The 13111-nt window shown below is 65.5% G+C and carries 14 protein-coding genes and 1 pseudogene; 9 read left to right on the top strand and 6 right to left on the bottom strand.

The genetic code is table 11. The features are described from left to right. Nucleotides 1-17 precede the first annotated feature (17 nt). The 4 genes from ACOQPD_RS05090 to ACOQPD_RS05075 all read left to right on the top strand — a co-directional run bounded on the left by ACOQPD_RS05090 (nt 18) and on the right by ACOQPD_RS05075 (nt 4011). Nucleotides 18-920, top strand: coding sequence for an amidohydrolase family protein (locus ACOQPD_RS05090; protein ID WP_420613825.1), 903 nt, complete (start codon nt 18-20; stop codon nt 918-920). Between the two features lie 10 nt (nt 921-930). Further along, nucleotides 931-1803, top strand: coding sequence for a phytanoyl-CoA dioxygenase family protein (locus ACOQPD_RS05085; protein ID WP_420613824.1), 873 nt, complete (start codon nt 931-933; stop codon nt 1801-1803). 91 nt (nt 1804-1894) lie between these two features. After that, the gene (locus tag ACOQPD_RS05080) at nt 1895-3331 is read left to right on the top strand and encodes a CoA-binding protein (protein ID WP_420613823.1); all 1437 of its coding nucleotides are present in this window, start codon (nt 1895-1897) and stop codon (nt 3329-3331) included. A 17-nt stretch (nt 3332-3348) separates the two neighbouring features. Further along, a complete protein-coding gene (locus ACOQPD_RS05075) occupies nt 3349-4011 on the top strand; it encodes an acetate--CoA ligase family protein (protein WP_420613822.1) in 663 nt (220 codons plus the stop codon). A 35-nt stretch (nt 4012-4046) separates the two neighbouring features. Here the strand turns inward: ACOQPD_RS05075 and ACOQPD_RS05070 are convergent, their stop codons facing one another. Continuing rightward, the gene (locus ACOQPD_RS05070) at nt 4047-5309 is read right to left on the bottom strand and encodes an ATP-binding protein (protein ID WP_420613821.1); all 1263 of its coding nucleotides are present in this window, start codon (nt 5307-5309) and stop codon (nt 4047-4049) included. A 386-nt stretch (nt 5310-5695) separates the two neighbouring features. On the opposite strand from ACOQPD_RS05070, the gene ACOQPD_RS05065 reads away from it, so the two are divergent. The 5 genes and pseudogenes from ACOQPD_RS05065 to ACOQPD_RS05045 all read left to right on the top strand — a co-directional run bounded on the left by ACOQPD_RS05065 (nt 5696) and on the right by ACOQPD_RS05045 (nt 8787). Continuing rightward, on the top strand, nt 5696-6646 hold the full coding sequence (locus ACOQPD_RS05065; protein WP_420613820.1) for an ABC transporter permease: 951 nt from the start codon (nt 5696-5698) through the stop codon (nt 6644-6646). Nucleotides 6647-6716: 70 nt separating this feature from the next. Next, on the top strand, nt 6717-7862 hold the full coding sequence (locus tag ACOQPD_RS05060; protein WP_420613819.1) for an ABC transporter permease: 1146 nt from the start codon (nt 6717-6719) through the stop codon (nt 7860-7862). A gap of 165 nt (nt 7863-8027) precedes the next feature. Beyond that, nucleotides 8028-8366 carry a type II toxin-antitoxin system Phd/YefM family antitoxin gene (locus ACOQPD_RS05055; protein WP_420613818.1) on the top strand — a complete coding sequence of 113 codons (339 nt, stop codon included), beginning with the start codon at nt 8028-8030 and terminating at the stop codon, nt 8364-8366. Next, nucleotides 8366-8461: pseudogene (locus ACOQPD_RS05050) on the top strand (PIN domain nuclease); the annotation flags it as partial. The gene ACOQPD_RS05055 and the pseudogene ACOQPD_RS05050, both read left to right, overlap by 1 nt. After that, entirely contained in the window at nt 8455-8787 is a 333-nt protein-coding gene (locus tag ACOQPD_RS05045; RefSeq protein WP_420613817.1) for a PIN domain-containing protein, read from the top strand. The pseudogene ACOQPD_RS05050 and the gene ACOQPD_RS05045, both read left to right, overlap by 7 nt. 96 nt (nt 8788-8883) lie before the next feature. Here the strand turns inward: ACOQPD_RS05045 and ACOQPD_RS05040 are convergent, their stop codons facing one another. The 5 genes from ACOQPD_RS05040 to ACOQPD_RS05020 form a co-directional block, all read right to left on the bottom strand. After that, entirely contained in the window at nt 8884-9405 is a 522-nt protein-coding gene (locus tag ACOQPD_RS05040) for a GNAT family N-acetyltransferase (protein ID WP_420613816.1), read from the bottom strand. A gap of 190 nt (nt 9406-9595) precedes the next feature. Then, nucleotides 9596-10066, bottom strand: coding sequence for a hypothetical protein (locus ACOQPD_RS05035; protein WP_420613815.1), 471 nt, complete (start codon nt 10064-10066; stop codon nt 9596-9598). A 4-nt stretch (nt 10067-10070) separates the two neighbouring features. Then, entirely contained in the window at nt 10071-10655 is a 585-nt protein-coding gene (locus ACOQPD_RS05030; RefSeq protein ID WP_420613814.1) for a hypothetical protein, read from the bottom strand. A 77-nt stretch (nt 10656-10732) separates the two neighbouring features. Next, nucleotides 10733-11491 (bottom strand): hypothetical protein, encoded by a 759-nt coding sequence (locus ACOQPD_RS05025; RefSeq protein WP_420613813.1) that lies wholly within the window; start codon nt 11489-11491, stop codon nt 10733-10735. A 24-nt stretch (nt 11492-11515) separates the two neighbouring features. Continuing rightward, nucleotides 11516-13051 (bottom strand): LCP family protein, encoded by a 1536-nt coding sequence (locus ACOQPD_RS05020; RefSeq protein WP_420613812.1) that lies wholly within the window; start codon nt 13049-13051, stop codon nt 11516-11518. Nucleotides 13052-13111 lie beyond the last annotated feature (60 nt).

Genomic DNA, 13111 nt, shown 5'->3' with positions numbered 1-13111 from the left:
CGCACTCAGGAGAGTCCATGGTCACCGTAGATTGCCATCTACACCTCACCGAGGTGCCGGAGCAGGTCCCGCATTGGTGGATGGACGAGCTGTACCGGCCCTACGGCGTAGAGTACGGCACCACCGACGGGGAGTGGATGGTGGACATGCTCGACAGGTCGGGGATCGACATCGGCATGGTCCAGGGGAGCGACATCCGCCGCACCACCTTCCATCCCGACCATCCTGACGAGTACGAGGTCTACGTACCGAACGACTACACCGCCGACCAGGTCGCCAAGTACCCGGACCGGCTCAAGGGCGTCGCCTGTATCGATCCGATGAGGGGCATCCCCTGGGCGGTCGAGGAACTGGAACGGTGCGTGAAGGAGCTGGACTTCCGGGCCCTCAAGCTAGTCCCCAGCTACCAGCTCTACTCCCCGAACGACCGCACCCTCGACCCGCTCTACGAGAAGGCCATCGAGCTGGACATCCCGGTGCATTTCTTCACGGGTTGGACCCCCATCATCAACGCCTCACTGGAGATGGGCGATCCGTTCCTGCTGGACGGTGTGGGACGGCGCTTCCGCGACATGAAGGTCATCGTCGTCATCAACTGGCCCTGGGTGACCAAGGGGATCCTGATGGTGGCGAAGCATCCCAACTTCCATGCCGATCTCTGTCACTTCGCCGGGGGAGCGCCCGAGCCGCTCCACGATGCCCTGGACATGCTCAGGTCGTACGTGGCGACCGATCGAGCCATGTACGGCTCGGACAACAGCGACAAGATCCGCATCGGTACGGACATAGCGGCGGTTCCGGAGCTCTACCGGAGGCTCAACGATGTCGCCGAGAGGCAGGGCTCCGAGCCCTTCTCGGACGAGGAGCTGGCCGCGATCATGGGAGGCACCGCGGCCCGCCTCTACAAGCTGGACTCTTAGGGTCCGGAACATGCTCTCCCAGGATCAGATCGACTTCTACAACGAGAACGGCTACGTCGCGGTGAGCGATGTCCTGTCGCCCTCGGAGGTCAGCGAGCTGCAACGGGTGACCGATGAACTGGTCGAGAGCACCCGGTCGATGACCGAGAGCGATGACAGGTTCGACCTGGAGCCCGGCCACACGGCCGACGGCGTCAGGGTGCGCCGGATCAAACGCCCCTCGCTGCACCACGACCTCTACATGTCGATGCTGCATCACGACATCATCCTCGACATGGTCGCGCAACTGATCGGCCCGTCCATCCGGTTCACGGGCGAGAAGCTGAACATGAAGTCCGCCGAGTTCGGCAGCGTGGTGGAGTGGCACCAGGACTGGGGCTTCATGCCGCACACCAATGACGACCTTCTGGCCGTGGGCATCGCCATCGACGCCACTACCACGGAGAACGGCGCCCTGCTGGTGATTCCCGGTTCCCACCGCCAGCCGATCTACGACCACCACGAGGACGGTTACTTCGTCGGCGCGGTGGGCCGAGAGCACTTCGACCCGGCCGATGCGGTGCCGGTCGAGGTCCCGGCAGGCGGGATTTCCATCCATCACGTCCGCATGCTGCACGGGTCGCCGCCCAACACCTCCGACCGGCCACGGCGCGTGATGTTCCTCGAGCTGGCGGCCGCGGACGCCTGGCCGCTGTTCGGCCTCGGCAACTGGGACACCTGGAGCACCTGGGACGAGTACAACGCGTGCCTCTTGCGGGGAGAGCCGGTCGCGGAGCCGCGGATGACCGACGTTCCGGTCAGGCTGCCCCATCCGTCCCGGCCGTGGCCCGGCTCGATCTACGCCCTCCAGGAGAGCCTGTCGGACTCCGCATTCTCCGAGTAGGACGGCTTGAGGCCGGGGTCGTGCGAGCGCCCACCATGCCGGTAGCTGTGGCGTGTTCCCGCCGACCCTCGATCCGTTAGGGGATAGAGAAGTGCCACGCTCTTCCGGGCTGGACGCGATGCTCAAACCCGAGTCGATAGCGGTGGTCGGCGCCTCCCGTGACAAACCGGGAGCGAGCTGGGTGGACATGTTCGGCCAGCTGGTCGAGTTCGGCTACCGAGGCCGCCTCTACCCGATCAACCCGAAGGCCGACGTCATCCGTGGATACAAGGCCTACGCCGGCCTCCCCGACCTTCCCGAGCCGGTGGATCTGGTGATAATCGGCCTCTCGGCCCCGATCGTGCCCTGGATCCTCCGCGATTGCGTCGCCACCGGGAACCGCAACGTCCACATCTTCTCGGCCGGCTTCGGCGAGACGGGCGAGGACGAGGGCAAGGCACTTCAGGAGGAGATCACGAAGATCGCGGTCGAGGGCGGTCTGCGGGTGATCGGTCCCAACAGCATGGGTGTTTTCTCGCCGAGGCTCCGGCTGGTCACCTGGGCGGGGGCGCCCGAGACGATCGGATCGGTGGGGATCCTCACCCAGAGCGGGGGTTTCGCCGACGGGATCCTCGGGTACGGCTCCCAGATCGGCCTCTCGTTCAGCACCGTGGTCAACTACGGGACGGGCCTGACGGTCGATGCCTCGGATCTGGTGGAGTACCTCTCGGAGGACCCTGAGACCGACACGATCGGCGTGTACCTAGAAGGAGTCGCCGACGGCCGCCGGCTCTTCGAGGCCGTCAGCCGGACGACCCCGGACAAGCCGGTCGTCATGGTGAAGCCGGGCGCCAGCCGGGCAGCCCGCCGGACGGCCGCCTCCCACACGGGCTCGCTGGCCGGCGATGACCGCATCTGGCAGGGCTTCTTCGCGCAGAGCGGGGCGATCCGGGTCGATTCGGTCCAGGACATGGCGCACACGATCGACGCCCTGAAGCGGCTCCCGCGCCCGGCCGGGCACAATGTCGCCATCATCGGGACCGGAGGTGGCAGCAGCGTGGTGGCGGCCGACGCGTGCAGCCGGGCCGGCCTCGACCTCCCGCCCATCTCCGCCGAAGCCCGGGCCGCACTACGCGAGACCATTCCCGCGGCCGGCAACATCATCACGAATCCGGTCGACGCCCACGATGTCATGACCGATCCGGAGCAGATGCCGCCCGTCCTGGAGGTGCTCAGCTCGCAGCATTATCTCGACATGGTGGTCGTGTACTTCCACATCGACTGGATGTACGACGTGGCGCCCGACCGCATAGCCGCGCTGGCCACCTTCCTGGCCGAGTCGGGATCCGATCACATGAACGGCAAACCCCTGGTCGCAACCTGGCGGTCCTACCGTTCGGGACCCGAATACCGCCAGGTCATCCAGGAGATGCAGGAGATACTGGTCGGCGGAGGCATCCCCCTGTTCCCGGACATCGACTCCACCGCTCGGACACTGGCCCGGCTGGCCGGCTATTCAACATTCTTGGCCTCGGCGAAGGCAACGTGATGGAGCCCAAGGACGGCATGCCGAGCCGAGATGGCGAGTTGCGATCCCTATCGGAGTTCGAGAGCAGGAACATCCTCGAGAGCTACGGCATCCCCGTGGTGGCAACCACCCTAGCCATCACGCAGCAAGAGGCTGTGGAAGCGGCCGCGACCACCGGATACCCCGTGGTGCTGAAGGGATGTAGCGCCGACCTGACGCACAAGTCGGAGGCCGGCGCCGTCAAGCTGAACCTCGCCACGAGCGCCGAAGTCGTAGCGGCGTTCACAGCCATCGAGACCGCCGCAGCGGGCGCGCTGGACGGCATCCTGGTCCAGCCCCAAATCAGAGGAACCCGTGAGTTGGTCGCCGGCATGATCCGCGACCCCCAGTTCGGCCCCTGCGTGATGTTCGGCCTGGGCGGCATCTTTACTGAAGTACTGGACGACGTCTGCTTCCGGATAGCACCGCTGAGCGAACACGACGCCCTGGCGATGATGGACGGCATCCGAGGCTCGGCCATCCTCGGCCCCGTCCGCGGCACAGCCCCCGCCGACCGCTCCGCCCTCTCCCGAACCCTGATCGCCCTGGGCCGCATCGGCCTGGAGAACGACAGCATCCAAGCGATCGACGTCAACCCCCTCCTACTCCGGGAGAACGGCACTCCCGTAGCTGTGGACGCCGCCATCTGGCTCACCCGGTGACGGGTTCATAGGTCGCCTTCCCTGAGCAAGGCGTCTCAGCCGGGGTCACGCCACAGGACATCTATCGGCGCGGAGTGGAGGCGATCACCGAAGTTCAGCGAGTTGGCACCCATGTGAAGGAGAACCCCGGCTCGGAAGGCCCCTGGCTCGGTCGTATCCAGGTGGTCGCGCAGAGCAGCGATGTGGCGAAGGTCGGCGCCCCTCGGAGACGCTGTGGCCTTCACCTCGATGGCGGCGACGGCACTGTCCGACCGTTCGAGCACCAGGTCCACCTCGCGCCCGGCACTGTCTCGGTATTGGTGAGGTGTTACCCGGCGAATACCGGTGCCGACCTGGCGGGCGATCTCGTTCACCACGAACGTCTCGAGCAGTGGACCGGTGCCGGTGGCGGTGGGGGGCCGGAGGGCGTCGGCGTCGATTCCGACGAGCGCTGCGGCCAGTCCGCTGTCGGTGAGGTGGAGTTTGGGACGCCGGATCACGCGGGCGGAACGGTTGCGAGTCCACGCGGGTAGGTACCGGACGAGAAACACGGTCTCGAGCCAACCCAGGTAGGACTCCACGGTGGCCCGGTCAGCTCCGAGTCGTTGCGCCCACTTGGTGATGTTGATCTCGGTGGCGGTGCTGGCCGCGGCGAGCCGGAGAAGCCTCGAAAGGAGGGATACCCGGCGAATATCGCCCAGTGCCACGATGTCCCGGCCGAGGACGGTATCCATGTAGCTCTCGAACCAGCGGATGCGAGCGTGTGGTTCGAGATCGATGACCTCGGGGTAGCCGCCGGCGCAGACCTTCTCGAGGTAGCCATCCCGAGAGGTTCCGGAGGGTGCCGCTCCGCCGGACTGACTCTCGAACCAGCGCCCGATCACGCCCGGGACTCCACCTGGACCGACGTTCAGGGCTACACCGGCGAGCTCGGCCTGTGAGAGAGGAGACAGTTGCAGGATCGCGGCGCGTCCGGCCAGCGATTCGCTGATCGTGGGGACGGTGAGGAAGTTGGTCGACCCGGTAATGACGTAGCGCCCCCGGATCGGGTCGCTGTCCACGGCCATCTTCAGGGCACGAACGAGCCGTTCGCCGGCGACCTGGATCTCGTCGATTACAAGCGGATAGGTGTGGGCGCGCACGAACGTATGGGGATCGGCGAGTGCCGCGTCGAGTACCTGATCATCATCAAGAGTCACATAGGTGCCGCCCCGGTCGGAGGCGAGGGCACGTGCCAGCGTGGTCTTCCCGCTCTGTCTCGCGCCGTGCAAGACCACCACCCTGGAGCTGTCCAGGGCCTCCGAAAGCCGGACGCCCATATGCCGGGAGTAATACCGCATTACGAGCTGACCATAGCGCCGTAATCCCAATTCCGCGAGTGCTGTCATCCTAATTCCGCGAGTTTTCTAATCCCAATTCCGTAAGATGGGTGATCCAAGAAGGGTGCTACGTGAGTGCGCCTGAGCCAGGTTGACGGTGATCCTCATGTCGAGGGCTGCTGCAACGTCGTGGAGAGTCGTGAGGGTGGTGCTCGTGCGGCTGGACGCTCATGCGTCTGTAGTACCGCCGACGCTCGGCGGCATCAGGAGACCGCCCCCGTCGGATAGGGTTCCGGTAGCGTTCGCCTAGTAGGCAGGCAGAAGGGCGCAGAGCGCGCTTCGTCCTGTGGGAGAATCCCAAGACCACGAGGACGGCGAGAGGGACAGTGACCACGACCAGCACCGACGTTCTCAAGGTGAGAGCGGCGGCGCGCCGAGACAGGCGGCGCCGTCGGGTCTCCCACGTCATCTACCTGGTTGCGGGGGTAATCCTCTTTCTGCTGTTCTGGCAGTTGCTGGCCCCGCCCTTCTCGTCCCTTTTCGTTCTCTTTCCGACGCCGATCGCCACAGTCGCCCATTTCGCAGAGAACGTGTTGTTCAGCGAGCCGATGATGGGGCGGTTCATCCACGCCTGTCCGGACCTGGTGCAGGAGGTGGAGTTCAAGAGGGGCAGGATGTCCGCTCTCCCTGATTACTGCTTCGGCTACACGCCTCATCTGCTGTGGACCATCCGCAACATCCTGATGGCGGTTGCGCTGGGGACGGTCATCGGCTTGGGGGTTGGACTGGGCAGTCTGCTCTCACCGCGGATTGCCGACTTGGTCACACCGGTAGCCGGTTTCTTCGGGACCCTCCCGATCTTCATGATCGCGCCTTTCTTCGTCATCTGGTTCGGGATCGACCATCCCTTGCTGGCCACCATCGGGGTTGTTGCCTTCCACACCACCCTTCTCATGTACTTCTTCAGCCGCCGGGCGGCCCAGAACATACCGGTGGAGATCATCGAATCAGCCCTCACCAGGGGAGGAGACCGCCGCACCATGTTCCGATGGGTCTATCTGCGGGGAACGATTCCGGAGATCGCGGGCGGTCTTCGGATCACTATGGGACTGGCTTGGGGTTTGGGGACGCTGGTGGAGGTGATGGGATCACAGATGGGAGGAGGATTCCTGATCCGCATGTGGAGCCACGCGGCGGGACTTTCGGAGGGGCCGACCGGGATGATCTCCCTGATCCTGTTCTTCGGCGTGCTGGCTGTGGTGGTCGACGGGATCCTGGTACTCGTAATACGTTCGTTCACCGGATGGTCCGAGGCCGGTCACCGGCTGGGGCTGTAGGACACAAGGAGGAGGTGACGACGGTTTGAACCAGCCTGCCCCCTTCCGAAGCCTCTATTGGATTGGATGGTTGATCTGGGCTGTCCTGGCCGCGAGGTTGCTCCTTCGGCTGCATGAGAGCCTTCCGTTCGTTACGTGGACGTATCGTGCGGGTGTGATCGAGGTCACCTGGTCCTTGATCTTCTTTTGGTTGGTGCTGTTCTGGGCCTGGCCGGTGGTGCTCCGCCCGGCCCGGTTCAAGGAAGGTCTGGTCAGGGCGGGACGGGGGATAGCGGCCGTGCCGTCCATGCTCCGGGCGGGCATGCGTCGTAGCCCGCTCTTCTTCGTCTCGTGGGCGGTGTTACTGGTGGCGTGGCAATTGGCGTCCTACATCGTGCCGGCGGGGACTCTCGAGCAACCCCTGGTTCCGGGCTGGGACTACGTGTTCGGTGAGACCCTGTTCGGAATGTCCAGATTCTGGGCCATCCGCGAGTTGAACTTCGGTTTCGCGACCTTCAATTTCGAAGCGCTGGCGCCTTTCCCCACTCATGGTGGGGAGCCCACCTGGCTGGCCGTGTTCCTCGCAATCGCCTATCACTCCGGTGTCACCCTTCTCAGGCTGCTGGTTGGCCTGGTGGGCGGTATCACGCTCGGTGTCCTGACCGGCCTGGCCCTTCCCTACTGGCCGGCGGTGGGCCGGACCGCCTGGGCGCCAATGAACTTCCTGAGGATGATCCCCCTCCTGGTGGCGGCACCGTGGTTGCAGTTCGTGGCGGGCAACACCTTCTCCGGTATCACCCTCTACATAGCCTTCGGAGCGTGGACGGTGCTCGTGGTGGCCACCATGAATGCGGTAGCCAACGTGCCCGACCTGTACATCGAAAGGGCCCGGACCTTGGGCGCCTCCCGGCGGCAGACGTATTACAGAGTGATAGTGCCGGCGTCGATCCCGGAAATGCGCTCCGCCCTGCTGCTCGCCATGGGAGGCGGCTGGTCACTCGCCATCGCCGCCGAGTTCCTGGGCTACTCCTCCGGCCTCGGCTACCTGGCCGACGCCGCAGTACAGCAAACCAACACCGCCCGCCTACTGATAGTCGCGTTCATCGTGGCGTTCTATTCCCTCACGACGTTCTTCCTGCTCAACGAGGGATTCAAGAAGCTCGTCAGCTGGATGCCCCAGCAAGCCCCCGGCGAAACCGACATCGAAAAGCTCGCCGGAGCGGCACAAGAAGCCTGATCGCTGACTTCGCCGGTCTAGGTCTTGGCCGTTGACTTTGCGGAGCGGAACTGCCAGGTTACAAGGAGGGCGTAGCCAGACCGACGGCGCCCACCACGCATTGAGGTGCCGGATATGGTCCAAATATGACTAGACTGTGACCAGTCAGAAAAGACAGGAAGGGAAATGAACGTCTCGACTTCCAACATCCGGCCAGACCGGGGGCAGGCACCGATGAACCCCTTGCACGAGCCTGTCGGCGCCGCGGAGTTCAAGGCGCGGTGCCTTCAGATCATGGACCAGGTGAAGGAAACCGGCGCCGAGGTGACCATCACCAAACACGGCCATCCGGTGGCGAAGCTGGTGCCAATCACCGCCCAGGTGACTCGGCCTCCACTCCTTGGCTCTTGCAAGGATTCTCTTGTCATTCTCGACGATGATGATCTCGTTCCCTCGACTACGGACGAGTGGACCGACTGGGAGGCCAAGATCGAGCAGAGTCCCGAAGGCGTTCTCTCCGCCTGATGCTGCTGCTGGACACGAACGCCTTGCTGTGGGTATTGCAGGACAACCCACGGCTCAGTTCCCAAGCTCGTGACATGATCACCGATGGGTGGTCGGTGGGGTCGGTGGCCGTATCGGCCGTGACCTTCTGGGAGATAGCGATCCTGGCGGAAAGGAACAGACTGGACTGGGTTGCGATGCGGCCCGCTGGCGTTCGGACAGGATCGCCGATGGGCTGCGCGAGTTGCCCTTGCATGGCACCGAGGCGGTACGCGCCGTCGCGCTGGAACGCGAGGGTTTCCACAGAGACCCGGCAGACCGGTTCATCGTGGCGACGGCCCTGCTCGGTGGCCACACTCTGCTGACAACCGACCGAGAGATCATCACCTGGCCCGGTGAGCTACATTGCGTTGACGTCCGCCGCCCCCGCATCGGTCGGTGATGCTCTGCTGACAAGCAATACACCACGTCACCGTGTCCTCGAACCCTTGGTCCACGGGCTGATCGGGCGTGATGCCGAAGCTTGCTCTGTGGCCCGTTACAACGCCTTGTGCATCTGGCGGGTGATCGACCACATTTCTATGTCGTGAAACCGGCCATCGGTGAACAAGGCTGAACGCATCACACCCTCCTGGGTGTAGCCGCACTTCTCCGCCACCCGCCGCGACGCGAGATTGTCCGGTCTGATGTTGAGCTGGAGTCGGTCCATCAGCTTGGTGGAGAACAGGTACTCCGTGAGCAGCCCCAGGGCCTCGGTTGCATAGCCCTTCCCGGAATGCTGGTCGCCGAACACCTGGTAGGAGATCTCGTAGCCGCAGAGGTAGAAGGCGAGGGGAATGAAGCCGGTCCACCCGACGATGTCATCGGCCCTATCGATCATGAGCAGCATGCCGGAGTCGTCGGACCAGTAGCCGTCCCGCTCGAACCGGCTGCGGATGTCCGTTTCCGGCTTGAGAACGTGGCCCAGAGCACCGCGCATTTCGAGATTGTTCAGTAACTCGATCAGGTCGTCGATGTCGTCGCTGCGCACAAGGCGAAGGCTGATCAGATCTCCTCGCAAGGGCGGCACGTCATCCTCCCGGTCGGGTCGATCCCCGCCACGCTTTCCGCTGCCGGATGCATTCATCCGCCAGTGGCTCGGCTCTTACGCCTGGGCAGGCTAGCCGGTCTGACGCTCTCCGTGCGTTGCCCAACCTTGTTCTGAAGTTGCTCCGATGACCGGCAGAGCGTGGCTGGACAGCCTTCCGGACCTATTCGATGGTGAGGCCTGAGAGGATGGTGTTCGCTTCCGGGGTGAGCGGGTGGCGGTGGTGGTAGGAGCCGATCACGGCGTGGAGGCAGAAGGCCCGGCCGGCGGAGTGGAAGAATCGTTGGAGGCCGGCCTGTTCTCGCATGGGCCGCCGGAGCGCGGCCGGGTCGAAGTCGTCGGGTTGCAGGTCGGTCGGGATGCCGTGGTGCTCGAACAGCATGGACCCGACCGCATCGCGATCGAACTCCACTAGGGCGATGAAGACTCCCGACGGTCCCATGGCCTCCAGCGCCTCGGCGCCGTAGTCGTCCCGTTCGTTCGGTAGCCAGAAGTTGGCCGCATGCAGGACGACCAGGCCCTCGCCGGGCGCAGGGTCGGCGTCGGGATCTTCGGCGCCTTCCTGCAAGGACAGTTCGGCCTCCCAGCCGGATGGCACGTCCAGGCCTATCCCGTATGCGGAGAGGCGGTGCATGCCGTCAGGTCACCAGCGCGACCGCGGCCACAGCTGCCAGCAGTGCGGCGGCGAGAGCTCCGAGGCGCCGGGCCCGGTGCGCGAGGGCGTCGAGCCGGTGATGCAGCCGGCGGAGGTCGGCGGCGTTACGTACGCGGCGGTTCAGCGTCACGGTGAGTCCTCGCATCGCACCGAAGGCAGCGCCCACCAGCAGTCCACTCATCGGGTCACGTGTCAGCAGGGCGGCCAGCATGAACATGGGGACGAGGGCCGTGTTGACCGCCGTCACGATCGCGGCACCCAGCTGGAGCCCGTAGCCCCAGCCGTACACCCACGGCCGGAAGGCCGAGAGCCAGTCCTCGTTGACCTGGCGATGGACGGGGAAGCGGCGTACCTTCAGATCCCATAAAGCGGCAGCTGCTCCGGTCAGGGCCAATGCGGCCAGGCGCCAGTTCTCGGCGAGGGTGACCGGAAGGGACCGCCCGAGTGCGCCGAGGACGGCGCCGAGAGCCGCCCCGCCGGCCAGCGTTCCCAGCACGAGCCACGTCACGGTCAACGACCAGCGATTGCCGCGGGCCCGCTCGCCGAGCGGGCTGATGCTCGTGAGCATCGAAAGGCCTCAGGGCGACCAGGTCGAGCGGAATCCGGCAACGACCGCGGCGGCCACGCCCACGGCGAATGAGGTGATCACTGTTCGGCGGGTTGATCGCGAGGTGTGTCCCTGGCGCCGGCGCCGGCTACCGGGTTGACGGTCGGATGGTCCCTACCGATGCCGGCAGCGAGCAGGGCCTCATCGGCGCGCCTCTCCCGGTGCCGTCCCGACGTGGCGCCTGGTTCGGGGTCGATCTCACGGAGGTAGTCACCCAGGGCCGTCCGGAGCATGTTCCGCATCTGGTCCCAGTTTGCGGCGGTGCCTGAGCCGACCATCCGGTTGTTCGTACCGTCTACCAGCGCGAAGAAAGGTGATCCGGGAACGTCGTAAACCTGCCAGGCGGCGCTGGACAGCACAGCCTTAACACCCGGAGGCGCCAGGCCGGCGAACGCGGCCTCCGACTCGAGGGGCGGGTCCTGGCCGACGATGACCAGCCGGGTCCCCGGATCCGGGAGGTCGAGGTCGGGTTCGGCGAACGCCGTCCAGAACGTCTCGCACGTCCGGCAACCCGAAGATAGAAACGCCAGAAGGGTCAGACCATCGGCGCCGGTCACGCTGATCTTGGTGCGGCTGCCTGCGGGAGACACTCCGACGATGTCGTGGGCGGAACCGTCCGGCGGGGAACGCAACTCCACGGGAGCGCCGGGTCGTCCGGCATGCCCGCCGTCCTCCTCGAGAGGGATTCCCGCACGGTGCAGAGCTCGGATTATCTCGGCGTGCGACCTCAGCAGACCGAACACCAGGAGGGCGAGAACTCCGACCGCGCAACTGAGCAGGACGAGAGCGACGGCCACCTCGCCAGATTATCAGGCGGGTGTCTACTGCAGCGTTCGGCAGCTGTCGGCGAGGAGTGCGTTCGATGTGTTGGCGCGGCCTTCCAGCGCCTGGGCCACGGCGGCCCGCACCTGGGCGATGGGGGCGTCGCCGGGCTGGAACTCGGGAGGGATGAAGTTGACGGTGACGATCCTCGACGTGTCGAGCCTGTCCGCGAGGCCCATCAGGTCGCTGAGACGATCGATCGGGATGTCGGTGCTGACATGGCTGGCGATTATGTCGGTGAGGTCCATGTACCGGTACACCAACTCCATGCGCGGCACCTGGTCGAGCAGGGCTTCCACCACGCATCGTTGGCGGGTCATCCGGTGCCAGTCCGTGGTGCCGGTCCGGGCCCGCACGTAGCCGAGGGCGGTGAGGCCGTCGAAGTGATGGTATCCCGGCTCGACGGTGATGAAGACGGGTGGGCCGTCTGCCACGATGGGCTTGATCCGCTCGTCGATCGTCTCGCTCACCTGCAGGTTGATCCCGCCGAACAGGTCGATGACCTTGACGAAACCCACCATGTCGAGCAGCACGTAGTACTGGATGGGCAGGCCGGTCAGCTGGGCGAGGGCGGACTTGATGGCGTGCCCGGCCGGATCATCGACCTGGGGGAAGGCTTCTGGGTGCCTCAGGCCGAGGCCGTAGATCTCGTTGACGATCTCCGGATACCCGTCCGGCCATCGCTCCGCGGCGGCGGTTCCGTCCGGGAAGGTGACGTGACGCCAGTTGCGGGGCACGCTGAATGCCGCCGCGTCGCCGGTGGCCACATCGATCGAGACGACGATGATGGTGTCGGTCCTGACCCCGGTCCGGTCGAACCCGGCGTCGCTGCCCAGCAGGGCGATGGTGAGGCGGTCGGCGCCGTCCCATGTCAGTTGCTGCGGTGTAGCCAGAGCCGTGGTGGAGGTAGCGGGTGGCGGGGTCGTTGCTTGCGTAACCGGTGTGGTGGGTTCGGATGACTCGTCCCCGACGAGCTCTATCAAGGGGGTCGTCGGTACGGTGGTGGGAAGCGGGGTCGGGGCCGCGGTCAGCGTGTTGGTGGCGACGAATACGTCCGACAGCAGGGCCAGCTGCACCGATGCGAGGCGGATGACGACAACATGGGGAGCGGCGATGAGCGCGGCCACCAGGGTGAGCGTGATGGCTGTCCCGACCCGCCGCCGCGGCTTGTGGCGCCACCGCCAGTAGCGGCGGTCCGCAGTCCTGTACGCGTCCACCGCGACCGCGGAGCGGAAGGCCAGCAGGAGCAGGCTGCCCACCATCAGGACCCGGAGCGAGGAGACGTTCACGGTCCAGAGGAGCAGGGTTCTCGTGCCGCGCGCCACCACGTAGCCGAGCGCGAAGACGTAGGCCATCAGGGTTCCGTTGGCGAACAGCAGGGCACGGCGGGTTCTGTGGCCGAAATGGCCCAGGCCGGGCCAGATCGCGGAGAGCGCCGCGGCCACCAGCGGGTCCGGTCCCCGGCGCCGCAGATCCATCCATGCCCCGCTCAAAGAGACCTCAGTTATCGCGAACTTGCGCATCAAGTCTGCCATGTCGCAGTGCTCAGATCGGGTTTATCGCCGGACCTGAGGGATAGCCGGGACGGCTACCGG

The organism is Candidatus Spongiisocius sp., from assembly GCF_965221825.1.
Lineage (GTDB): Bacteria > Actinomycetota > Acidimicrobiia > Spongiisociales > Spongiisociaceae > Spongiisocius.
Note: the sequence above shows the minus strand (reverse complement) of the source record. Positions and strands in the feature narration are given on the sequence as shown.

Coding starts and splice junctions, on each gene's coding strand:
- ACOQPD_RS05090 (WP_420613825.1), top strand. CDS start 18: ATGGTCACCGTAGATTGCCATCTACACCTCACCGAGGTGCCGGAGCAG.
- ACOQPD_RS05035 (WP_420613815.1), bottom strand. CDS start 10,066: ATGCACCGCCTCTCCGCATACGGGATAGGCCTGGACGTGCCATCCGGC.
- ACOQPD_RS05085 (WP_420613824.1), top strand. CDS start 931: ATGCTCTCCCAGGATCAGATCGACTTCTACAACGAGAACGGCTACGTC.
- ACOQPD_RS05070 (WP_420613821.1), bottom strand. CDS start 5,309: ATGGGCGTCCGGCTTTCGGAGGCCCTGGACAGCTCCAGGGTGGTGGTC.
- ACOQPD_RS05055 (WP_420613818.1), top strand. CDS start 8,028: ATGAACGTCTCGACTTCCAACATCCGGCCAGACCGGGGGCAGGCACCG.
- ACOQPD_RS05020 (WP_420613812.1), bottom strand. CDS start 13,051: ATGGCAGACTTGATGCGCAAGTTCGCGATAACTGAGGTCTCTTTGAGC.
- ACOQPD_RS05075 (WP_420613822.1), top strand. CDS start 3,349: ATGCCGAGCCGAGATGGCGAGTTGCGATCCCTATCGGAGTTCGAGAGC.
- ACOQPD_RS05030 (WP_420613814.1), bottom strand. CDS start 10,655: ATGCTCACGAGCATCAGCCCGCTCGGCGAGCGGGCCCGCGGCAATCGC.